Genomic DNA, 22,426 nt, shown 5'->3' with positions numbered 1-22,426 from the left:
GATCGTCCAGCCCAATAAAAAACGGCGCCTAGGCGCCGTTTTTTATTGGGGTACGGATCTCTTACACCGACGGATTCTTCGACAGCGGCGGGTTCTTGGCGAAGTAGGCCTTGATACCGCGCAGGATGGCGTTGGCCAGTTGCTCCTGGTGCGCGTCGTCGGTGAGCTTGCGCTCCTCTTCCGGGTTCGAGATGAACGCGGTCTCGATCAGGATCGACGGAATATCGGGCGCCTTCAGCACGGCAAACCCGGCCTGCTCGACGCTGCCCTTGTGCAGCCGGTTGATGCCGCCGATTTCCTGCAGCACCGACTTGCCCACCTGCATGCTGTCGTTGATCTGCGCCGTGGTGGACAGGTCCAGCAGCACGCGCGACACCTGGGCGTCCTTATTGCCCATGTTGGTGCCGCCGATCAGGTCGGCATTGTTTTCCTTGTTGGCCAGCCAGCGAGCAGCCGAGCTCGACGCGCCGCGCTCGGACAGCGCGAACACCGACGCCCCGCGCGCTTCCGGCGACACGAATGCATCGGCGTGGATCGACACGAACAGGTCGGCCTGCACGCGGCGTGCCTTCTGCACACGCACGTTCAGCGGCACGAAAAAGTCCGAATCGCGCGTCATCATGGCGCGCATGTTGGGCTCCGAATCGATCTTCTTGCGCAGGCGCGTGGCGATCTGCAGCACCACGTCCTTCTCGCGCGATCCTGCGGCGCCAATGGCGCCCGGGTCTTCGCCACCGTGGCCCGGGTCCAGCGCCACGGTCAGCAGCCGGCGCATCTTGAACTGGCTCGGGGGCGGCACATTGGTCTGGGCGATCGGCGGCGGCACCGGCGGCGCGGCCGGCTTGTCGGCGGCAGCCGGCGCCGACGGCTTCGGCTTCACGGCGGCGATGGCAGGCGGCGGTGCGGTGGTGGCCGGCGGCAGTTGCCCCCGGTCCTCGAACTTGCGCACGATGGCGCCGATGGCATCTTCCTCGGCCCCGGCAGGCGCGCCGGCCACCGTGGTATCGCTGCCCGCAGGCGGCGTGGTGGAGGCAAAGCGGCGCTGCTTGTCTTCGGTATCGCGTACCAGCTTCCAGAGCGGGTCGGGCGGATTGACCGGGTACAGGTCGAACACGAGCCGGTTCTTGTACTCGGCAATTGGCAGCAGCGTGAACACCTGCGGAGAGACATCCTCCTTCAGGTCGAACACCATCCGCACCACGCGCGGCCGGTTCTGGCCCACCCGTACGGACTGGATATAGGGGTCGTTCGGCGTGATCTTGGCCACCAGCTCGCGCAGCGTGGGCGAGAGGTCCAGGCCATCGATGTCGACCACCAGGCGGTCCGGGTTGCGGATCATCTGATGGATCGCCACGAGCTTCTCGTCGGATTCGATCGTGACGCGGGTGTAATCCTCGGCGGGCCAGACGCGCACGGCCACGATGCCGGCGCCAAAGGCGATCTGCGGGCCGACCAGCGACAGCACGACCGTCCCGGCGCCAGCCTTCAGGGCCTGCGCCATCCATTTGCGGCGGGCCTGAAGCAGTCCGTCGGGTCCATCGGGTCGGTCGGTGGCAAGTCGCTTGATCAGCATGCGTTCAGCAGGATAAGTCCAGTGGGAGTATAGGCGCGCAACGTGGCCATGCGGCGATCCGCGCCATCGTCATCCCCATTAACGGCAATTTGTGGCACGCGGTTGTCCGATTGGAGCAACACGTGCAGATCGGGTTCCCCAAGCAGGCGTCCGGCCTTTTCCGGCCACTCCACCAGGTTGAATGCGGGCTCGGCGAAACAATCGCGAAAACCGGCGTCGATCCATTCCTCGGGGTCAGCAAAACGGTACAGGTCGAAGTGGTAGACGGTCAGCGGCGAGCCATCGGCACGCTGCACGTCGTAGGGCTCGCACAGCGTGTAGGTGGGGCTGCGGACCTTGCCGGCATGCCCCAGCGCACGCAGCACGGCGCGCGACAGCGTGGTCTTGCCCGCGCCAAGGTCTCCGGACAGCTGGACATGCACCGTGCGCGGCGGCATGTTGCGCACCGCGCCGGCCAGCGCGGCGCCGAACCGCTCGGTGGCGATTTCGTCGGGCAGCGGCAGGATGCGTTCTTCGAGCAGGGGCATTGCGTACAATTCAGGGATGATCGACCGTGCAGTGCCCGCCCCTACCCCCGCGCAAACCGCGCATCCCGCAGAAGATTCCGCTCCGGCGCGTCCAGACCCCGCCTCCGTCACCACGGACGTGGACCTGGCATCGCTGGCGGCATCCCTGCGCAGCTGGGGCCGCGCGCTCGGATTCGATGAAATCCGCATTGCCGATGTCGATCTGCGGCACGCCGAGGCGGGCCTGCTGGCGTGGTTGCAGGCGGGCTACCACGGCGACATGGATTATATGGCCAACCACGGCGCAAAGCGCGCCCGCCCGCACGAACTGGTGCCCGGCACGGTGCGCGCCATCGTCGCCCGCATGCCCTACCTGCCCGCGCAGGGCCCCGGCGACTGGCGCCGCCACGAACTGGCGCGGCTTGACGACCCATCCACCGCCGTGATCTCGCTCTATGCACGCGGCCGCGACTATCACAAGGTGCTGCGCAACCGCCTGCAGCAACTGGCGGCGCGCATCGAAACGGCCATCGGCCCGTTCGGCTACCGCGTGTTCACCGATTCGGCCCCGGTCATGGAAGTGGCGCTGGCCAGCCAGGGCGGCCTGGGCTGGCGTGGTAAGCACACGCTGCTGCTGGATCGTGACGGCGGGTCTATGTTCTTCCTGGGCGAGATCCTGATCGATATCCCGCTGCCGGCCGACCCCACCGAAGCGCCCCACTGCGGCAATTGCCGCCGCTGCATCGACATCTGCCCCACCGGGGCGATCCTGGAGCCGTTCCGGCTGGATGCGCGCCGCTGCATCTCGTACCTGACGATCGAACACAAGGGTGCCATCCCCGAGCCCCTGCGCGCGCCGATGGGCAACCGCGTTTACGGCTGCGACGACTGCCAGCTGGCCTGCCCGTGGAACAAGTTCGCGCACCGGGCCACGCTGCCCGACTTCGACGTGCGCAACGGCTTCGATGCCCCCGATATGGCCGATCTGTTCGGCTGGACCGAGGCGGAATTCAACCAGCGGCTTGAGGGCAGCCCGATCCGCCGCATTGGCCATGAGCGCTGGCTGCGCAACCTGGCCGTGGGGCTGGGCAACAGCCTGCGCGTGGCCTCGACCAGCGACCCCGCCCTGGCGCAGCGCATCCGCACCGCCCTGCTGGCCCGGCGCGATACCGCCACGCCGCTCGTGCGCGAGCACATCGACTGGGCCCTGGCCCAGGACACCGCTGGCTGAACGGTCTGAAGCCTGAACGGCCCGAGCGGCCGGAAACCCGAAGCCCGAACGCCGCCCCTAGCTGACCAGCGACAGCCAGACCGGCGTGGTCACCACGGCCGCCACGGTCATGGCCGAGATGGTGGCCGCCACCATCGGCCCGTTGCCGCCCATGCGCACGGCCAGGATGTAGGCGCTGGACGCCGTCGGCAGCGACGCATAGATGACCACGATCTGGTACTGCAGCGCGGTCAACGGCAGGTATTTCCCGACCAGCCACGCAAAGCACGGCATGGCCAGCAGCTTCACGCCGCTCCACCAGGCCATCGGGCCGGCCGTGCCGGTGGCCCCGCTCATCTGCAGGCCGGCGCCCACGGTCATCAGGCCCAGCGCGGTCGATGCCGAACCCAGGCGGCCCAGCGTCATGCCGATCACCTCGGGCGGATGCAGGCCCAGCAGGTTCGTGGCCAGCCCGATGGCCGTGGCCAGGATCAGCGGATTGCGCGCCAGTTCGCGCAGCAGGTTCGATTCGCCATGCCGCGCCAGCGCCCAGACCGCCGCCACATTGCACAGCGGCACCGTCACGCCCACCACCAGCGCCATCATCGCCAGCCCCTCGCCGCCGCCAAGCCGCGCCGCCAGGGCCAGTCCGATATAGGAATTGAAGCGGAAGGCGGTCTGGAAGCCCGAGGCAAAGTCGATCGGGGCGGGCCGCAGCACGTAGCGCACCAGGTAGCCGGCAGCCATGCCAAAGGCCATCGTGGCCAGGGCCAGCCCGAGCATGGCCGACGTGGACGAAAAGTCGAACTTCGCACTGTTGGTGGATTGCAACAGCAGCGCGGGGAACAGCACGAAGTAGACCAGGCGTTCCACGCCAGCCCAGAAAGCGCGATCAAAGGGGGTAAATCGAACCAGCAGCCAGCCGATCAGGATCAGGCTGAAGTCCGGCACCAGCAGCAGGGCGGCAGACATGTCTCGAATGCGTTGTAGTTATCGTGGCGCCCGACGGCAGGCTTCGTCAAAAGTGAAGCCTAGGGCAGATCCGGATGGGTATTTTTTCAGAATTCCCACAACATGGCACGCTGAATTTCGCCTTGCCCGCGGCTTTGCCGCCACCTGTCGCACCATGAAGTCCACGCCGTCTTCGTCCCGCCGAGCCATGCTTTCCCGCCGCCTTGCCGTTTCGCTGTGCGCGACACTGGCGCTCGGCCTGCTGTTGCCGTCGGTATCGGCGATGGAAATCGACGGCGTGCGGTTCGACGACATGGCACGCCTGGGCGGCCGGCAGTTGCCGCTCAACGGCACGGGCCTGCGGCAGGTATTCGTGATCAAGGGCTACGCAGCCGGGCTGTACCTGCCCGAGCGCGCCCGCAACGCCACCGTGGTGCTGGGCTCGCCGGGCCCGAAGCGGCTGCAGATCCGCCCGCTGCGCGAGGTGGAATCGACGCAGTTCGTGAAAGCCCTCAACGAGGGGCTGCGCGAAAACCATTCCGAGCTGCAGATGCAGCTGCTGTCCGGCCGCGTGACGCAGCTGGAACGCACGATGAGCCAGCTGGGCACGGCCCAGCGCGGCGACATCATCAATTTCGACTTCACGCCCGAGGGCGGAACCGCCGTGACGCTGAACGGCATTCCGCGCGGCCTGGCCATTCCGGGCGAAGACTTCTACCAGGCCGTGCTGCGCATCTTCCTGGGCGAACACCCGGTGGACCGCAACCTGAAGCGCGGCCTGCTGGGCGGCTGATTCCGAAGCACGCCGGCGCACCGCTGCAACCACAGCGGCGCACCGGTGTTTCATGACCTCCCCGGGCGCGATCCGCCCGGCTTCAACGACGGGAGACTCTCCTCAATGCAAGCTCACAAGAAAGCACTGATCCTGGCTTCGACGGTCTTCATGGCCGCCGCCTCCGTGGCATCCGTAGCACAAGCACAGAGCAACTATCCGACCAAGCCGATCCGCCTGATCATTCCGTTCGCGCCGGGCGGCACGACCGACATCGTCGGCCGCGGCGTGGCCGACCAGATGAGCCGCGTCCTGGGCCAGCCGGTGGTGGTGGAAAACCGCGCCGGTGGCGGCGGGTCGATCGGCGCCGACGCCATTGCCAAGTCGGCCCCGGACGGATACACGATCGGCATCTCCACGGTGTCGACCATGGCCGTGAACCCGGCCTGCAACCCCAAGCTGTCGTACGACCCGATCAAGGACTTCAAGCCCATCGCCAACGTGGCGAACGTGGCCAACGTGATCGCGGTGAACCCGAACTTCCCGGCCAAGGACTACAAGGAATTCCTGGCCGTGCTGAAGGCCAACCCGGGCAAGTATTCGTACGCGTCGTCGGGCACCTGCGGCTTCGGCCACATGCTGGGCGAACAGTTCAAGGTGTCGACCAAGACGTTCATGGTCCACATTCCGTACCGTGGCGCCGGCCCGGCGCTGAACGACGTGCTGGCTGGCCAGGTGCCGATCATGGTGGACAACCTGCCGTCGTCGATGCCCTACATCAAGGCCGGCAAGCTGCGCCCGATCGTGGTGGCCTGGAACAAGCGCGTGGATGGCCTGGCAAACGTGCCTACCTTCAGCGAAATGGGCCTGAAGGAGCCGAACGACCCGGCCTGGTACGGTCTGGTGGCCCCGGCCGGCACGCCTGACGACGTCATCGCCAAGCTGAACGGCGCGGTGGTCAAGGCGCTGCAGGACAAGGGCTTCGTGGATCGCCTGCAAGCCGCCGGCGCCGAGCCGTCGGGCAACACGCCGGCCCAGCACGCTGCCGAAATCAAGAAGGAATTCGACAAGATGAAGAACCTGGTCAAGGTTCAGAACATCAAGCTGGAGCAGTAAGCCGTCAGAAATACCTGGAGGTGTTCTCCCCTCTCCCGTCATTCGGGAGAGGGGGCGGGGGAGAGGGCAAGCGTCTGATCTTTCCGGCGCCTTCCGCCAAGGGCCACCACATCGGTGGTCCTTTTTGCTTTTGGCGGGCGCCTCGCGGCCACGTCTGGCTGGAGCTTGACCCATCCGCCCTCTCCCTCGCCCCTCTCCCGCAGGCGGGTGTTCAAACCATGTCCTCGCACACCTGTCACCTATGTGTCCGGTCTGAACAGCGGGGAAAGGGGGAGAAAACCACGGGTGGCTGCGGCAAATAGGCATAAAATCCGGCTAAGCATTTCACTCAGCCACCCACCATGCAACGTCCCTTCGATGCCGTCCTGCCGGCGCCATTCGGCAAGGTCGGCGTGCGCGTCGACGGCGCGCAGGTCCACGAGATCGTCTACCTGCCCGATTCGTTTGCCGACATCGCGCCGGCCGACACCCTGACGCGGCGCGTGGCCGAACAGCTCACGGCCTACTACGACAATCCCGACATGGTCTTCGACCTGCCGCTGGCCACGCGCGGCACCGACTTCCAGCGCAAGGTCTGGCATGCCATCTGCGCCGTGCCGCGCGGCGGCCTGACCACTTACGGCACCATCGCCAAATCGCTGCAAAGCATGCCGCGTGCCGTGGGCCAGGCCTGCGGGCAGAACTGGTTTCCGATCGTGATCCCGTGCCACCGCGTGGTGGCCGCCAACGGGCTCGGCGGCTTCGCCCATCACGGCGAGGAAGGCTTTCACCTGGGCGTCAAGCGCTGGCTGCTGCGCCACGAAGGGGCAATGCTCCTATGAGCGCGGTGCTGGCCGAAGACCTGGCGCTGGTCGACCGCTTCTGCGATGCGCTGTGGCTCGAAGACGGGCTATCGAAGAACACCATCGACGCCTATCGGCGCGACCTGGCGCTGCTGGCGCGCTGGCTGCACGAGAACGAAACGTGCGCGCTGCTGGCTGTGGACGACACGGCGCTGTCCGGCTACTTCGCGGCACGCCACACGGAAACCCGCGCATCGTCGGCCAACCGGCGCCTGACGGTGTTCCGCCGCTTCTACCAGTGGGCGCTGCGCGAGCACATGATCGAGGCCGATCCCTGCCTGTTGCTGCGCCCGGCTAAACAGCCGCCGCGCTTTCCGAAGACGCTGTCCGAGGGCCAGGTCGAGTCGCTGCTGGAAGCCCCCGACGAAGACACGCCGCTGGGCCTGCGCGACCGCACCATGCTTGAACTGATGTACGCCAGCGGGCTGCGCGTGTCCGAACTGACGAACATGAAGACGATCGAGATCGGGCTCAACGAGGGCGTGGCTCGCGTGGTGGGCGGCAAGGGCAACAAGGAACGGCTGGTGCCGTTTGGCGCGCAGGCCGGCGACTGGCTGCGCCGCTACCTGGCCGAAAGCCGGCCCGTGCTGCTGGCCGGCCGCGCCTGCGACGAACTGTTCGTCACCCAGCGCGGCGAAGGCATGACGCGCCAGACGTTCTGGCACCTGATCAAGAAGCATGCGCGCGACGCCGGCGTCCATGCCCCGCTGTCGCCGCATACGCTGCGGCATGCCTTTGCCACGCACCTGCTAAACCACGGCGCCGACCTGCGCGTAGTGCAGCTGCTGCTGGGCCATGCCGACATCTCCACCACGCAGATCTACACGCACGTGGCGCGCGAGCGCCTGCGCGAGCTGCACCTGCATCACCATCCGCGCGGCTGAGCCGGCGCGGTCATTCCGTTCCATGAGCAAGCAGAAACACATCTCCGAAACACCGGCCACGCAGATGCTGCGCAAGCAGGGCGTGGCGTTTGGCGAGCACGCCTACGACTATGTCGACCACGGCGGCACCGGCGAATCGGCGCGCCAGCTTGGCGTGCCCGAGCACAACGTGGTGAAGACGCTGGTGATGGAAGACGAGGCCGCCAAGCCGCTGATCGTGCTGATGCACGGCGACTGCTCGGTGTCGACCAAGAACCTGGCGCGGCAGATCGGCGCAAAAAGCGTGCAGCCGTGCAAGCCCGAGGTGGCACAGCGCCATAGCGGCTACATGGTGGGCGGCACGTCGCCGTTCGGCACGAAGAAGCGGATGCCGGTCTATGTGGAAGGCACCGTGCTGGCGCTGGACACCATCTACATCAACGGCGGGCGGCGCGGCTACCTGATCAGCATCGCCCCGGGCGTGCTGACCGACCTGCTGGACGCCAGGCCGGTGGCTTGCGCGCTGCCTGACTGATGGCGATCAGGCCGGCCGCCGGATTGGCGGAAGCCTCGGGGAAATCACGGCGTCGGCTGGCGCCGTGCCGCGCTACAATCGCGCCAGCCTGAAATTCCTTCTTTCTTCCCACACAATGGTCAACCTGATATTTGCCGTCATCGCCTACCTGATCGGATCGGTGTCGTTCGCCGTCGTGGTCAGCAAGGTCATGGGCCTGCCCGATCCGCACAGCTACGGTTCCGGCAACCCCGGCGCCACCAACGTGCTGCGCACCGGCAACAAGAAGGCCGCGATCCTGACGCTGATCGGCGATGGCCTGAAGGGCTATGCGGCGGTCATGCTGGTCAAGCACCTGGGCCCCGGCTACGGCGTGGACGATACCGGCATCGCCCTGGCCGCGCTGGCCGTGTTCCTGGGCCACCTGTTCCCGGTGTTCCACCGCTTCGCGGGCGGCAAGGGCGTGGCCACGGCAGCCGGCATCCTGTTCGCCATCCACCCGCTGCTGGGGGCCGGCACACTGGCCAGCTGGCTCATCATCGCGTTCTTTTTCCGCTATTCGTCGCTGGCCGCGCTGGTAGCCGCGATCTTCGCGCCGTTCTTCTACGTGCTGATGTTCGGCGTGGATATCATCGCCGGCGCCGTGCTGGTCATCGGCATACTGCTGATTGCACGCCACCGTAGCAATATCGCCAAGCTGCTGGCCGGCAAGGAAAGCCGGATCGGGGAAAAGAAGAAGGTTTGAGGTTGAGGCACTGCGGGGGTGCTCCCCTCTCCCACAAGTGGAGAGGGAAGAAAACCACGCGCAAGCCGAATCAGGCCGCCTGCGCCAGCGCCGTGAACGGGAACACCATCTCCACGCGCAGGCCGCCTTCGTCGCGGTTGCTGATCGTCAGCCTGCCGCCGCCCTGCCTGACCAGACGGTCGACAATGGCCAGGCCCAGCCCCGAATGTGCATTGCCGCCGCGTGCCGGGTCCAGCCGCACGAACGGCATGGTCACGCGCTCGATGGCATCGGCCGGGATGCCCGGGCCCTGGTCTTCCACGGTCAGGCACCAGCCCTCGCTGGTGCGTGTCGTCGCCACGTAGACCGGCGGCGCCCCGTAGGCATAGGCGTTGTCCACCAGGTTGCCGATGATGCGGTCCAGTTGGGTGGCGATCATGCGGAAGCCCTCGCCGGCGGTCAGTTCCAGCACCACCAGCCTGTCCTGCTCGTGCAGCGACGCTGCCAGTTCCACAATACGCTTGTCCACCGGCACCGGCCGGGCCGTGGGCTCGCTGCTCTGCGCAAAGGTCAGGAACTGCTCGACGATGGCCGACATCGAGTCCACGTCGCGCGTCACGCCGGCGGCCGCCTTGGGGTCCGACAGCATCTCGGCCCGCAGACGCAGGCGCGCCAGCGGTGTCTTCAGGTCATGCGCGATGCCGGCCAGCATCGTATTGCGCTCCTGGTCGATGCGGAACAGGTCCGCCACCATGCGATTGAAACGCACCATCAGCTGGCGCAACTCGTGCGGCCCGCGCTCGCGCAGGGGCGGCACGGCCTGCTGGCGCGACAGCTTCTCGGCCGCTTCCGCCATGTCGCGCACCGGGCGCTGGATCTGCCACGCCACGAACAGCGCGAACACGATCGCCACCCCTACCACCAGCACCACGCCCGGAATCAGCCGATTATCGGGCGGGGGGTTATGCACGAACAGGATCGGCATGGCGATCCAGCGGTTGCGGTTGGGCAGCTTGATCCAGAGCCGGGGCGTGGACAATTCGTCCTCCAGCCGCACCTCCGAGCCCGGTGGCAGGCGGCGCGTGAACTGGTCCACCAGACGGCGCGGGCGGCCCCCCTGGGGCGGCCCGGCGTGCTCGTCCGCCACGGCGGTATCGGCCACTTCCACCAGGCTCGGCAACGGCACGGGCGGCCTGGCGTCCAGGGCACGCTGAATGCTGTCCAGCTGGAACAGCATCTGCTCGACCGAATAGTCGATCTGCTGCTGGCGCCGATCCATGCGCAGGATGGCGAGCCACGAGAAATGGCTGATCATCAGCACGGCGGCGATCAGCAGCGCCATGCGGCCGAACAGGGTGTCAATTCTTAGCTTCATGCCTTGGCTTCATGCGGTGGCTCCATTTCGGGAGCCTTATTGCGGAACGCTGTCCTCGGCTTCGTCGGGCACGAAGGTGTAGCCCCGGCCACGTACGGTCTGGATATAGCGCGGACGCTGCGCGTCTTCGTCCAACAGCCGCCGCAGGCGCCAGATCTGCACGTCGATGCCGCGGTCGCTGATGCCGTTGGCGGTGCCATACATCAGTTCGACGATGCGCTCGCGCGACAGCACTTCCAGCGGGTGCATCAGCAGCAGCTTCAGCAGCGCGAATTCGGTATCGCTGATCGACACGGCCTGGCCGCTGCGCTCCAGCGAGCGCTGTCGAAAATTCACCCGGAACGGGCCGAAGGCGATCGATTCGCGGTCTTCGGGCGCGGCGGCCGGACGGGCCAGCTTGCGCCGCAGCACGGCGTTGATGCGCGCCAGCAGCTCGCGCGGCGAGAAAGGCTTGCCCAGATAGTCGTCGGCGCCAATCTCCAGCCCGACGATGCGGTCGATCTCGTCGCTGCGGGCGGTCAGCAGAATCACCGGGATGTCGTCGTTCTTGGCACGCAGGTTGCGCAAGGCGGTAAGGCCGTCGACCTTGGGCATCATCAGATCGAGCACAATCAGCGAGGGGCGCTCGCGTTCCAGCCGGGCCTGCAGGCCATCGCCATCGTGCAGCACCGACACCGCAAAGCCCTGCGATGTCAGGTATTCGCGCAGGAGGTCGCGCAATTCGGGATCGTCGTCGACGACGAGAATCTGTGTGGGCTGGTTTGTACGCATAGGCACATGATAGTCAGGACGGGCATCCAACTTTGCAAATGCCCGGGACGGTTTTGTTTCTGGAGGTTACACCCACGCCGCCCGTAACCCGCTGTAATAAAAGCGGGAAACCGCGAAATACGTGGGATCACGGCTGCACATTATGCTTGCATCCATGACGCGCCCCGCCGGGCGCCATCCCACCTGACGGCGGGTCGCCCTGCCCTCGCGATGCGGCATACTGCTGCCACTTAGCCGTCACAGTCGCTGTGAGAATACCGTTTGGCATGCACTCCTTTTACGTCGTGCCGGTTCCCAGGATTCCGTTCATGTCCCACCCAGAACAAGGTCAACCCATTCCTCCCACCCCGCCCCGCGGCCCGGTCCGTTCGCGCCGCCGCACCTGGATTGCCGTCGCCGTCATCGTTGTGCTGGCAGGCGCCGGCTGGTACTGGTACAGCCACCACAAGGCGGCGCAGGAAGCCAGCGCCGGCGCGCCCGGGGCCGCCAGCGGCGCGGCGGGCATGGGGGCAGGCCGGCGCGGGCCGGGTGGACCGGGGGGGCCGAACGCCATGCCGCGCTCGCCCGTGGTCGTCAACACGGTCAGCAAGCGCAACATGGACGTGGTGCTGAATGGCCTGGGCAACGTGACGCCGGTGGCCAACGTCACCGTGCGCGCGCAGGTTTCGGGCCCGCTGCTGAAGGTGCTGTTCAAGGAAGGCCAGATGGTCAAGGCCGGCGACGTGCTGGCCGAGATCGATCCGCGCCCGTTCCAGGCCGCGCTGGACCAGGCCGTGGGCCAGCTGGCCCGTGACCAGGCCCTGCTGCAGAACGCCCGGCTGGACCAGCAGCGCTACAAGACGCTACTGTCGCAGGATTCGATCTCGAAGCAGCAGGTGGACACGCAGGACGCGCTGGTGCGCCAGTACGAAGGCGTGGTCAAGACCGACCAGGGCAACGTCGACAACGCGCGGCTGAACCTGGGCTACACGCGCATCGTGGCGCCCACCTCGGGCCGCATCGGCCTGCGTCAGGTGGACCCCGGCAACATCGTCAGCACCGGCGACACCAATGGCATCGCCCTGATCACGCAGATCCAGCCCATCACCGTGCTGTACACGATTCCCGAGGACAACCTGCCCGCCGTGCTCAGGAAACTCAACGCCGGCGAGAAGCTCCAGGTGCAGGCGTGGGATCGCCAGATGCGCAACCAGCTGGCCGAGGGCGCGCTGCTGACCACCGATAACCAGATCGACACCACCACCGGCACGGTCAAGCTCAAGGCCATCTTCCAGAATACGGACGGGATGCTGTTCCCGAACCAGTTCGTGAACGTGCGCACCCGCGTGGATACCATGGAAGACGCCACGGTGATTCCGGTGGCCGCCATCCAGCGTGGCCAGCAAGGCACCTTTGTCTACGTGGTGGGCGACGACAGCACGGTGAAGGTGCAGGTGGTGACGCTGGGCCCGAGCGACGGGGCCCGCACCGCCGTGCTCAAGGGTGTGGAGCCCGGCCAGCGCGTGGTGGTGGACGGCGCGGACCGTCTCAAGGAAGGCATGGTCGTGGAAGCGGTGGACCCGGCCGCGCGCGCCGCGCAACTGCAGCCGTCAAGCGCGCCTCGGGCGCGTGGCCGCCGTGGCAACTGGGGCGGTGCCAGCGGCGCGCATGGTGGCGCCAGCGGCACCCACGCGGCGCCGGGCGCGGCCAGCGACGGCGCCGGCGCTTCGGCAGCGGCGGGCGCCCCGGGCGAACGTCGTCGCATGCGCGACGCCGACGCCAGCCCGAATCCGGCCACCAGCACGCCGGCCAACCCCGGCGCCAGCGTTGGCCAGCGGCCGCAGCAGTAAGCAGAGGAGTCAAAAAGCGGCATGAATCCTTCACGCATCTTTATCGAGCGGCCGGTTGCCACAGCCCTGCTGATGCTGGCCATCCTGCTGTCGGGGCTGCTCGCGTTCAAACTGCTGCCGCTCTCGGCCCTGCCTGAAGTCGACTATCCGACCATCCAGGTCACCACGCTATACCCCGGTGCCAGCCCCGACGTGATGACGTCGTCGGTCACGGCGCCGCTGGAGCGCCAGTTCGGCCAGATGCCGGGCCTCAAGCAGATGTCGTCGTCGTCATCGGGCGGCGCGTCGGTCATCACGCTGCAGTTCGAGCTGACGCTGTCGCTGGACGTGGCCGAGCAGGAGGTGCAGGCCGCCATCAACGCCGGCGGCAACCTGCTGCCCGCCGACCTGCCGATGCCGCCGGTCTACAGCAAGGTCAATCCGGCCGACGCGCCGATCATGACGCTGGCGATGACGTCCGACACCCTGCCGCTGCCCAAGCTGCAGGACATGGTCGACACCCGCGTAGCCGCCAAGATCTCCCAGATCCAGGGTGTGGGCCTGGTCACCATCAGCGGCGGCCAGCGCCCCGCCGTGCGCATCCAGGCCAACCCGACCGCGCTGGCCAACCTGGGCATGTCGATCGACGACCTGCGCACCGCCATCGGCAGCGCCAACGTCAACGGCGCCAAGGGCAGCTTCGACGGCCCGTCGCGCGCGTCGACCATCGACGCCAACGACCAGCTCAAGTCGGCCGACGAATACAAGCAGATCATCATCGGCTACCAGAACGGCGCGCCGATCCGCATCACCGACGTGGCCGACATCATCGATGGCCCCGAGAACAGCCGCCTGGCCGCGTGGGCCAACGCCAAGCCGGCCATTGTGGTCAATATCCAGCGCCAGCCGGGCGCCAATGTGATCGAGGTGGTAGACCGCATCAAGACGCTGCTGCCGCAGTTGCAGCAGGCACTGCCGGCGTCCGTGCACGTGCAGATGCTGACCGACCGCACCACCACGATCCGCGCCTCGGTCAAGGACGTGGAGTTCGAGCTGCTGCTGGCCGTCGCCCTGGTGGTGATGGTGATCTTCATCTTCCTGCGCAACCTGTCGGCCACCATCATCCCGGGCGTGGCCGTGCCGCTGTCGCTGGTGGGCACGTTCGGCGTGATGTACCTGGCCGGCTTCTCGATCAACAATCTCACGCTGATGGCGCTGACTATCGCCACGGGCTTCGTGGTGGACGACGCCATCGTGATGATCGAGAACATCATGCGCTACATCGAGGAAGGCGATTCCCCGATGGAGGCCGCGCTGAAGGGGTCGAAGCAGATCGGCTTCACGATCATCTCGCTGACGTTCTCGCTGGTGGCCGTGCTGATTCCGCTGCTGTTCATGGGCGATGTGGTGGGGCGGCTGTTCCGTGAATTCGCGATCACGCTGGCGGTGTCGATCCTGATCTCGGCCGTGGTGTCGCTGACCCTGACGCCAATGATGTGCGCGCGCCTGCTGCGCCATGTGCCGGAGAGCGAACAGTCGCGCTTCCACCTGGCCACGGGCCGCTTCTTCGACAACGTGATCAAACGGTACGGCCAGGCGCTGGAATGGGTGCTGGCGCGCCAGACCGCCACGCTGATCGTGGCCGTCGGCACGCTGGTGCTGACCGGCCTGCTCTACCTGGTGGTGCCCAAGGGCTTCTTCCCGGTGCAGGACACCGGCGTGATCCAGGCCATCACCGAGGCCGCGCAGACCAGCTCCTTCCAGTCGATGGGGCGCAAGCAGGAAGCCGTGCAAAAGGTGATCCTGCAAGATCCGGCGGTGGCCAGCGTGTCGTCGTTCATCGGCGTGGATGGCACCAACCAAACCATCAACGCCGGGCGCATGCTGATCAACCTGAAGCCCAAGGGCGAGCGCGATTCGATGGCAGCGGTAACCGACCGTCTGCAGGATGCCGTGCAAAAGCTGGGCGGTGTGTCGCTCTACATGCAGCCCGTGCAGGACCTGACGATCGAAGACCGCGTGGCGCGCACCCAGTACCAGTTCACGGTGGAAGACCCCGACCCGACCGTGCTGGCCGAATGGGTGCCGAAGCTTGTCGAACGGCTGCAGCGCGAGCCTGAACTGCGCGACGTGGCCAGCGACCAGCAGAACAACGGCCTGCGCGCCTTCGTGGAGATCGACCGCGACGCCGCCGCACGCTTCGGAATCACCACCGCGGTGATCGACAGCGCGCTGTACAGCGCGTTCGGCCAGCGCCTGATCTCGACCATCTTCACCCAGGCCAGCCAGTACCGCGTGGTGCTGGAGACGATGCCGGAATTCCGTACCAGCCCCGCATCGCTGGCCGAACTGCGGCTGCCGTCGTCGTCGGGCGGCCAGGTGCCGCTGGGCTCCATCGCGCGGATTTCCGAACGCACCGGCCCGCTCGTGATCAACCATCAGGGGCAGTTCCCGGCGGCCACGATCTCGTTCAACCTGGCGCCGGGTGAATCGCTGGGCGCCGCCGTCGACAAGATCACCAAGGTGGAGCAGGAAATCGGGCTGCCGATCTCGATGGCCACCGAATTCCAGGGGGCCGCGCTGGCCTTCCGGGCGTCGCTGTCGAACACGCTGTGGCTGATCCTGGCCGCCGTGGTCACCATGTACATCGTGCTGGGCGTGCTCTACGAGAGCACCATCCATCCGGTGACGATCCTTTCCACGCTGCCGTCGGCGGGTGTCGGCGCGCTGCTGGCACTGCTGGTCTTCCAGCAAGACCTGGGCATTATCGCGATCATCGGCATCATCCTGCTGATCGGGATCGTGAAGAAGAACGCCATCATGATGATCGACTTCGCGCTCGAGGCCGAACGCGAACACGGCATGAAGCCGTACGACGCCATCTTCCAGGCCTGCCTGCTGCGGTTCCGGCCCATCCTGATGACCACCATGGCCGCACTGCTGGCCGCGCTGCCGATGATGCTGGGCTCCGGCATCGGCTCGGAACTGCGCCGGCCGCTGGGTATCACGATGGTTGGTGGCCTGCTGGTCAGCCAGGTGCTGACGCTGTTCACCACGCCGGTAATCTACCTGGCGTTCGACCGCGTGGCGTATCGCCTCAAGGACTGGCGCGTCCGCAGGTACGGCAACCCGAACGATGGCGACGATGATCGTAACGACGGCGACGATGGCGGCCCAGGCGGCCACCACGTGACGCCGCGTCCGCAGGAGCCGAACGTCTGATGAACCTGTCGGCCGCCTTCATCCATCGCCCGGTAGCCACCGCGCTGCTGACCATCGGCATCCTGCTGGCGGGCATTGCCGCGTTCCGGTTGCTGCCGGTATCGCCGCTGCCGCAGGTGGACTTTCCCACGATCTCGGTCTCGGCGTCGCTGCCCGGCGCCAGCCCCGAGACCATGGCCGCCACCGTGGCCACGCCGCTGGAGCGTGCGCTGGGCGCCATCGCGGGCGTGACGGAGATCACGTCGAGCAGTTCGCTGGGCTCCACGCGCGTGACGCTGCAGTTCGACCTGTCGCGCGACATCGACGGCGCCGCCCGCGACGTGCAGGCCGCCATCAATGCGTCGCGCGCCACGCTGCCCACCAGCCTGCCGAACAACCCCACCTACCGCAAGGTGAACCCGGCCGACGCGCCGATCATGATCATCGCGCTGACGTCGCCGACCATGACCCGCGGCCAGCTATACGACGCGGCGTCCACGATCCTGGCCCAGAAGCTGTCGCAGGTGGAGGGCGTGGGCCAGGTGACGATCGGCGGATCATCGCTGCCGGCCGTGCGGGTGGAGCTTAATCCCACCGCGCTGAACCACTACGGCATTTCGCTGGAGGACGTGCGCAACACGATCAGCGCCACCAACGCGAACCGGCCGCTGGGCATCCTGGACAACCCCAACACGGCATGGCAGGTCTATGCCAACGACCAGGCGATGGCGGCCAAGGATTACATGCCGCTGATCATCCGCTACGCCACGCCGGGCACCTATTCGTCGACGTCGGCCGGCGCGCTGATCGCCAGCACGGCCAACGCCGCCGCGGGCGGCAACGTCAGCACCAAGACCGTCAACGGCGTCACCACCACCACGATCACCACCAGCAGCGGCACTACCACCATCAGCACGGGCGCCACGGGCGGCAACGTCAACAGCGGCGGCCCGAACTCGTTCGCGGTGCCGGTGCGGCTGCAGGATGTGGCCAATGTGGTGGATTCGGTGCAGGACATCCGCAACGCCGGCTCGGCCAACGGCCAGCCGTCGGTGCTGCTGGTGCTGAACCGGTCGCCGGGCGCCAACATCATCGAGACCGTCGACCGCGTCAACGACATGCTGCCGCAGCTGCGCAAGATGATCCCGGCCACGATCTCGCTGGACGTGATGATGGACCGCACGCCCACCATCCGCGCGTCGCTGCGCGAGGTGGAGCACACGCTGATGATCTCAGTGGCGCTGGTGATCATGGTGGTGTTCGTGTTCCTGCGCAACGTGCGCGCCACGCTGATCCCGAGCGTGGCCGTGCCGGTATCGCTGGTGGGCACGTTCACCATCATGTACCTGGCCGGCTTCTCACTGAACAACCTGTCGTTGATGGCGCTGACGATTGCCACGGGCTTCGTGGTCGACGACGCCATCGTGGTGCTGGAGAACATCTCGCGGCACATCGAGGAAGGCATGAAACCGATGGCCGCCGCGCTGCGCGGCGCGCGCGAGGTGGGCTTCACGGTGCTGTCGATGAGCCTGTCGCTGATCGCCGTGTTCATTCCGCTGCTGCTGATGGGCGGCATCGTGGGCCGGCTGTTCCAGGAATTCGCGATCACGCTGTCGGTGGCCATCCTGGTGTCGCTGGTGGTCTCGCTGACCACCACGCCGATGATGTGCGCCCTGCTGCTGCGTCCGGTGCATGAGGAGAAGCAGGGCCGCTTCCACCGCGCCACGGAACACCTGTTCGTCCGCCTGCAGAATGGCTATGCGCGCACGCTCGGCGTGGCGCTGCGCCACGGCCCGGTCATCTGGATCGTGCTGCTGCTGACCATCGCGCTGAACGTCTACCTGTACGTGATCGTGCCCAAGGGCTTCTTTCCGCAGCAGGACACCGGGCGGCTGATCGGCTTCATCCGCGCGGACCAGGCCACGTCGTTCCAGCTGATGCGCACCAAGCTCGACAACTTCATCAAGATCGTCCAGTCGGATCCGGCGGTGGTCAACGTGACCGGCTTCACGGGCGGCTCGCAGCGCAACACGGGGCAGATGTTCGTCACGCTGAAGCCGCTTTCCGAGCGCAAGGAGACGGCCGACCAGATCGTGGCGCGGCTGCGCGGCAAGCTGGCCAAGGAGCCCGGCGCGAGCCTGTTCCTGACGCCGGTGCAGGACATCCGCATCGGCGGCCGCCAGAGCAGTTCGGCCTACCAGTTCACGCTGCAGTCCGATGACCTTGATGTGCTGCGCGCGTGGGAGCCCAAGGTGCGCGCGGCGATCTCGAACATCAAGGGCCTGGAGGACGTGGACACCGATACCAACGACAAGGGCTTGCAGACGTCGGTCATCATCGACCGCGACACGGCGTCGAAGCTCGGCGTCACGGCCCAGCAGATCGATGCGATCCTGAACGACGCGTTCGGCCAGCGGCTGGTGTCGACGATCTATCACCCGCTGAACCAGTACCGCGTGGTGATGGAACTGAGCCAGGAATACCTGCAGGGCCCGCATGCGCTGCAGGACATCTACGTGGTCACGGGCGGCGGCAAGCGCGTGCCGCTGTCGGCCTTCGCGCGCGTGACGCCCACCAGCACGCCGCTGGGCGTGAACCACCAGGGCCAGTTCGCCGCGTCGACCATCTCGTTCAACCTAGCCGAGGGCTACTCGCTGTCGCAGGCCACCGACGCCATCAAGCTGGCGATGGCGCAGATCGGCGCGCCCGAGACGCTGCAGGCCAACTTCGCAGGCGGCGCCAAGGCGTTCCAGGATTCGCTCAAGAGCCAGCCGCTGCTGATCCTGGCCGCCATCATCACGATCTACATCGTGCTGGGCATTCTCTACGAGAGCTACGTCCACCCGCTGACGATCCTGTCGACGCTGCCGTCGGCGGGCGTGGGCGCGCTGCTGGCGCTGCTGCTATTCAAGACGGAGTTCAGCATCATCGCGCTGATTGGCGTGATCCTGCTGATCGGCATCGTCAAGAAGAACGCGATCATGATGATCGACTTCGCCATCGACGCCGAACGGCGCGACGGGCTGAGCCCGCGCGACGCCATCTACCGCGCCTGCCTGCTGCGGTTCCGACCGATCATGATGACCACGGCGGCGGCGCTGCTGGGCGCGGTGCCGCTGGCGCTGGGCCGCGGCGATGGCGCCGAGCTGCGTGCGCCGCTGGGTATCTCGATCGTCGGCGGCCTGGTGGTCAGCCAGTTGCTCACGCTGTACACGACGCCCGTGGTCTACCTGACGCTGGACCGCTTGCGCCTGAAGGTCAATGCCTGGCGCGCACGCCGGCAGCAAAGCGGCACCGCGCCGCAACTCGAACACTGAAGAAGGCATCCGCCATGTTCCGACACTCCTATTCTCTTTCGGTGGTGGCCCTGGCCTGTGCCCTGCTGGCCGGCTGCGCGGTCGGCCCCGACTACAAGCGTCCCGACGCCCCCGTCCCCCAGGCCTTCAAGGAAGCCAGCGACACCATGCCCGCATGGACCGGCGACTGGAAGACCGCCGAGCCGCAGGATGCGGCGGGCCGCCCCGACTGGTGGCGCGTGTTCAACGACCCCGCGCTAGACGGCCTGATGTCGCAGGTGCAGGTGTCGAACCAGAACATCAAGGCCGCCGAGGCGATCTATCGCCAGGCCACAGCGTCGCTGGCGGCGGCACGCGCGGGCTACTTCCCGACCGTCGGCGCCAACGTGGGCGTGTCGCGTGGCGCATCAAGTTCGGGGGGCCGGGTCACCAATGGCCAGAACGCCACGCTGTCGGCCAGCTGGGAAATCGACATCTGGGGACGTATCCGTCGCCAGGTGGAGAGCGCCGAGGCCGGCGCGCAGGCCAGCCAGGCCGACCTGGCATCGACACTGCTGTCCACGCAGGCCACGCTGGCCCAGAGCTACTTCTCGCTGCGCGTGGCCGATGCCCAGCGCGCGCTGCTGGACCGCACCGTGGCCGACTATGCCAAGTCGCTGCAACTGGTGCAGAACCAGTACAAGGCCGGCACCGCACAACGTTCCGACGTGCTGCAGTCGGAAACGCAGCTCAAGTCCGCCCAGGCCCAGCAGCTCGATATCCAGATCAGCCGCGCGCAGCTGGAGCACGCCATCGCCATCCTGGTCGGCCGGCCGCCTTCGGAACTGAACATCGCGCCGGCCGACACCCAGGGCCCCGTGCCGGTGGTGCCGGTGGCCGTGCCCTCACAAATGCTGGAACGCCGGCCCGACATCGCCGCCGTCGAGCGCCGCATGGCATCGGCCAATGCCGAAATCGGCGTGGCCCAGGCGGCCTACTATCCCACCCTGTCGCTGTCGGCCACGGGCGGCCTCACGGCCAGCACGCTGGCGCGCTGGCTGTCGCTGCCCGATCGCGTGTGGTCGGTCGGTGCCGGCCTGGCCGGCACGGTGTTCGACGGTGGCCTGCGCAGCGCCGCCAAGGCACAGGCCGTAGCCGCCTACGACCAGACCGTGGCCAACTATCGCCAGACCGTGCTGACGGCCTTCCAGGAAGTCGAGGACAACCTTGCCTCGGCACGCGTGCTGGAACAGGAAGCCACGGTCCAGGGCGACGCCCTGCGCTCCGCCCGCGAGGCGCTATCGCTGGTCAACAACCGCTACAAGGCCGGCACTGCCGGCCTGCTCGACGTACTGACCGCCCAGACAGCGGCCTATACCGCCGAAACCACCACGCTGCGCATCATGGATCGCCAGTACACGGCTGCCATCACGCTGATCAAGGCGCTGGGCGGTGGATGGCATGGGTATGACGTGGAGGTCGGGAAGGCGGAGGCGGCTGGGACCGGCGTTGGCGCTTCCACGCCTGCGACGACGCAGTAAGGCCTTCGTATCGGAATTTCGTAGGAATATGAAAGACAGCCGCGCACGACCGCGTTAGCGGTCGCGCTGTCGGACTCCGCGATTCTCGTCTGGGCGAGATCGAATACCTCGCAAACAGCATTCGCCACACCGACGCCACAAAAACGCAGAACGTCGATCTCCCGGAAGAAAAATTCCTGCAGTTTCCACCAACCCGCTGGAATTGGCTGACCGCTAACCTCCTGCGTCTGACGTACGACCCCTGAGCACATCTTCCATGTGATAGATAGCCAATATCCGGCTGCGTACGCTGTTCTTTACTTGCGTCTTCGGCTTTGTCATCGACGCGGCCAACCTGAAGCCGCGTCGGTGGGATTGCATCTCTTCGACGGACAGGTAGCTGCCGACTCGCCCCCCCAGGCCGCCTACCGCCCCTCCGGCACCGGCAGCGGCTGCTGGCTGACCCGTTCCTTCAGCCACGTCGCGGCCTTGCCCAGCGGGCGCTGCTTGTGCCAGACGATCTCCATGGCGACGGGCCAGTCCTGGTCCTGGAAGGTTAGTTGGGGCGATACCAGCCCGGCCGCCGCTGGCGAATTGGCGGCGACGTGCCACGGCACGAACGCCCAGCCCAGGCGGCGCTTGACCAGTTCGACGATGACCCACTGGCTTTCCACCCACCAGACTTCGGCGGCCACGCGCAGGCGCTTCTTTTCCTCGCTGTCGCTGCGCGTGGCCACCATCAGCTGGCGGTAGCGCTTCAGTTCCTCGAAGTCCACGCGCGGCTGCGCGGCCAGCGGGTGGTCGGGCGCGCAGATGATCGGCATGGGCACCCAGCCCAGCGCGTGGAAGCCCAGTTCCGGCGGCAAGATCTCCTGGCGCCACATGATGCCCAGGTCCGCGCACTGGCTCAGCACCAGGCGGCTGACGTCCTCCATCAGCGGAAACAGGATTTCCAGCTCGACCGACGGGAAGCGCTCCGAAAACTCGGTCAGCAGTTCGCCGAGCGTTTCCTCTGGATACAACTCGTCCACGGCCAGGGTGAGGCGCGACTCAACCCCTTCGCCCAGGCTCTTGGCCACGCCCCGGAAATGCTCGCAGCGCTCCAGGATCACGCGGGCTTCCAGCAACAGCCGTTCGCCAGCGGGCGTCAGCACCGGGTATCGGGCGCTGCGGTCGAACAGCGTGGTGTCCAGGTCGACCTCGAGGTTGGCCACGGCGGCGCTGATCACCGACTGGGCCTTGCCAAGCTGACGGGCAGCGGCCGAAAACGAGCCGGTTTCGGCGGCGGCCGCAAACGCCTGAAGCTGGTCGAGAGAAAGGGACATGGTGTGCGCGGTGTTCTACGACGGCGATGCGGTGGGGCGTCAGCCGTCATCTATCGGATTTTTAGATGGTATCCAACTTG

17 protein-coding genes are annotated in these 22,426 nt (G+C 66.9%); 11 read left to right on the top strand and 6 right to left on the bottom strand.

Annotated elements, in window-relative coordinates:
• Positions 1–61: 61 nt before the first annotated feature.
• Both CYJ10_RS03750 and tsaE read right to left on the bottom strand, forming a co-directional pair.
• Complete coding sequence (locus tag CYJ10_RS03750; RefSeq protein ID WP_101680187.1) at positions 62–1,573, bottom strand: N-acetylmuramoyl-L-alanine amidase; 1,512 nt, start codon at positions 1,571–1,573, stop codon at positions 62–64.
• Positions 1,567–2,100, bottom strand: a complete 534-nt coding sequence (gene tsaE / locus CYJ10_RS03745) for a tRNA (adenosine(37)-N6)-threonylcarbamoyltransferase complex ATPase subunit type 1 TsaE (protein WP_101680186.1) — start codon at positions 2,098–2,100, stop codon at positions 1,567–1,569. The genes CYJ10_RS03750 and tsaE overlap by 7 nt, the downstream gene beginning before the upstream one ends.
• 16 nt (positions 2,101–2,116) lie before the next feature.
• On the opposite strand from tsaE, the gene queG reads away from it, so the two are divergent.
• A complete protein-coding gene (queG, locus tag CYJ10_RS03740) occupies positions 2,117–3,310 on the top strand; it encodes a tRNA epoxyqueuosine(34) reductase QueG (protein WP_101680185.1) in 1,194 nt (397 codons plus the stop codon).
• 57 nt (positions 3,311–3,367) lie between these two features.
• Here queG and CYJ10_RS03735 read toward each other — a convergent pair whose 3' ends face one another.
• Complete coding sequence (locus tag CYJ10_RS03735; RefSeq protein ID WP_101680184.1) at positions 3,368–4,261, bottom strand: AEC family transporter; 894 nt, start codon at positions 4,259–4,261, stop codon at positions 3,368–3,370.
• A 187-nt stretch (positions 4,262–4,448) separates the two neighbouring features.
• Between CYJ10_RS03735 and CYJ10_RS03730 the strand changes: the two genes are divergently transcribed.
• From CYJ10_RS03730 to plsY, 6 genes are all read left to right on the top strand, one after another.
• Positions 4,449–5,033 (top strand): chalcone isomerase family protein, encoded by a 585-nt coding sequence (locus CYJ10_RS03730; RefSeq protein WP_257992694.1) that lies wholly within the window; start codon positions 4,449–4,451, stop codon positions 5,031–5,033.
• Positions 5,034–5,138: 105 nt separating this feature from the next.
• Positions 5,139–6,128 carry a tripartite tricarboxylate transporter substrate binding protein BugE gene (locus CYJ10_RS03725; protein WP_101680182.1) on the top strand — a complete coding sequence of 330 codons (990 nt, stop codon included), beginning with the start codon at positions 5,139–5,141 and terminating at the stop codon, positions 6,126–6,128.
• A gap of 341 nt (positions 6,129–6,469) precedes the next feature.
• Entirely contained in the window at positions 6,470–6,949 is a 480-nt protein-coding gene (locus tag CYJ10_RS03720; protein ID WP_101680181.1) for a methylated-DNA--[protein]-cysteine S-methyltransferase, read from the top strand.
• Positions 6,946–7,854 carry a site-specific tyrosine recombinase XerD gene (xerD, locus tag CYJ10_RS03715; RefSeq protein ID WP_101680180.1) on the top strand — a complete coding sequence of 303 codons (909 nt, stop codon included), beginning with the start codon at positions 6,946–6,948 and terminating at the stop codon, positions 7,852–7,854. The genes CYJ10_RS03720 and xerD overlap by 4 nt, the downstream gene beginning before the upstream one ends.
• Before the next feature lie 22 nt (positions 7,855–7,876).
• Positions 7,877–8,368, top strand: a complete 492-nt coding sequence (gene ybaK / locus CYJ10_RS03710; RefSeq protein WP_101680179.1) for a Cys-tRNA(Pro) deacylase — start codon at positions 7,877–7,879, stop codon at positions 8,366–8,368.
• 115 nt (positions 8,369–8,483) lie between these two features.
• Positions 8,484–9,092 (top strand): glycerol-3-phosphate 1-O-acyltransferase PlsY, encoded by a 609-nt coding sequence (gene plsY / locus CYJ10_RS03705; protein ID WP_101680178.1) that lies wholly within the window; start codon positions 8,484–8,486, stop codon positions 9,090–9,092.
• 70 nt (positions 9,093–9,162) lie between these two features.
• Here the strand turns inward: plsY and CYJ10_RS03700 are convergent, their stop codons facing one another.
• Together CYJ10_RS03700 and CYJ10_RS03695 are read right to left on the bottom strand one after the other, a co-directional pair.
• Positions 9,163–10,446 carry an ATP-binding protein gene (locus tag CYJ10_RS03700; RefSeq protein WP_101680177.1) on the bottom strand — a complete coding sequence of 428 codons (1,284 nt, stop codon included), beginning with the start codon at positions 10,444–10,446 and terminating at the stop codon, positions 9,163–9,165.
• A gap of 36 nt (positions 10,447–10,482) precedes the next feature.
• On the bottom strand, positions 10,483–11,217 hold the full coding sequence (locus CYJ10_RS03695) for a response regulator (RefSeq protein WP_101680176.1): 735 nt from the start codon (positions 11,215–11,217) through the stop codon (positions 10,483–10,485).
• Between the two features lie 308 nt (positions 11,218–11,525).
• On the opposite strand from CYJ10_RS03695, the gene CYJ10_RS03690 reads away from it, so the two are divergent.
• The 4 genes from CYJ10_RS03690 to CYJ10_RS03675 are packed head-to-tail and all read left to right on the top strand — an operon-like array spanning position 11,526 to position 21,042.
• Complete coding sequence (locus tag CYJ10_RS03690; protein WP_101680175.1) at positions 11,526–13,046, top strand: MdtA/MuxA family multidrug efflux RND transporter periplasmic adaptor subunit; 1,521 nt, start codon at positions 11,526–11,528, stop codon at positions 13,044–13,046.
• Between the two features lie 21 nt (positions 13,047–13,067).
• Positions 13,068–16,247 carry an MdtB/MuxB family multidrug efflux RND transporter permease subunit gene (locus tag CYJ10_RS03685; protein ID WP_101680174.1) on the top strand — a complete coding sequence of 1,060 codons (3,180 nt, stop codon included), beginning with the start codon at positions 13,068–13,070 and terminating at the stop codon, positions 16,245–16,247.
• Positions 16,247–19,543 (top strand): efflux RND transporter permease subunit, encoded by a 3,297-nt coding sequence (locus CYJ10_RS03680; protein ID WP_101680173.1) that lies wholly within the window; start codon positions 16,247–16,249, stop codon positions 19,541–19,543. The genes CYJ10_RS03685 and CYJ10_RS03680 overlap by 1 nt, the downstream gene beginning before the upstream one ends.
• Before the next feature lie 14 nt (positions 19,544–19,557).
• Complete coding sequence (locus tag CYJ10_RS03675; RefSeq protein ID WP_101680172.1) at positions 19,558–21,042, top strand: efflux transporter outer membrane subunit; 1,485 nt, start codon at positions 19,558–19,560, stop codon at positions 21,040–21,042.
• Positions 21,043–21,446: 404 nt separating this feature from the next.
• Here CYJ10_RS03675 and CYJ10_RS03670 read toward each other — a convergent pair whose 3' ends face one another.
• Positions 21,447–22,346, bottom strand: coding sequence for a LysR family transcriptional regulator (locus tag CYJ10_RS03670; RefSeq protein WP_066739406.1), 900 nt, complete (start codon positions 22,344–22,346; stop codon positions 21,447–21,449).
• Positions 22,347–22,426: the final 80 nt, after the last annotated feature.

It is taken from the genome of Cupriavidus pauculus (genome assembly GCF_002858765.1).
Lineage (GTDB): Bacteria > Pseudomonadota > Gammaproteobacteria > Burkholderiales > Burkholderiaceae > Cupriavidus > Cupriavidus pauculus_B.
This window is presented reverse-complemented; position numbering and strand designations above follow the sequence as displayed.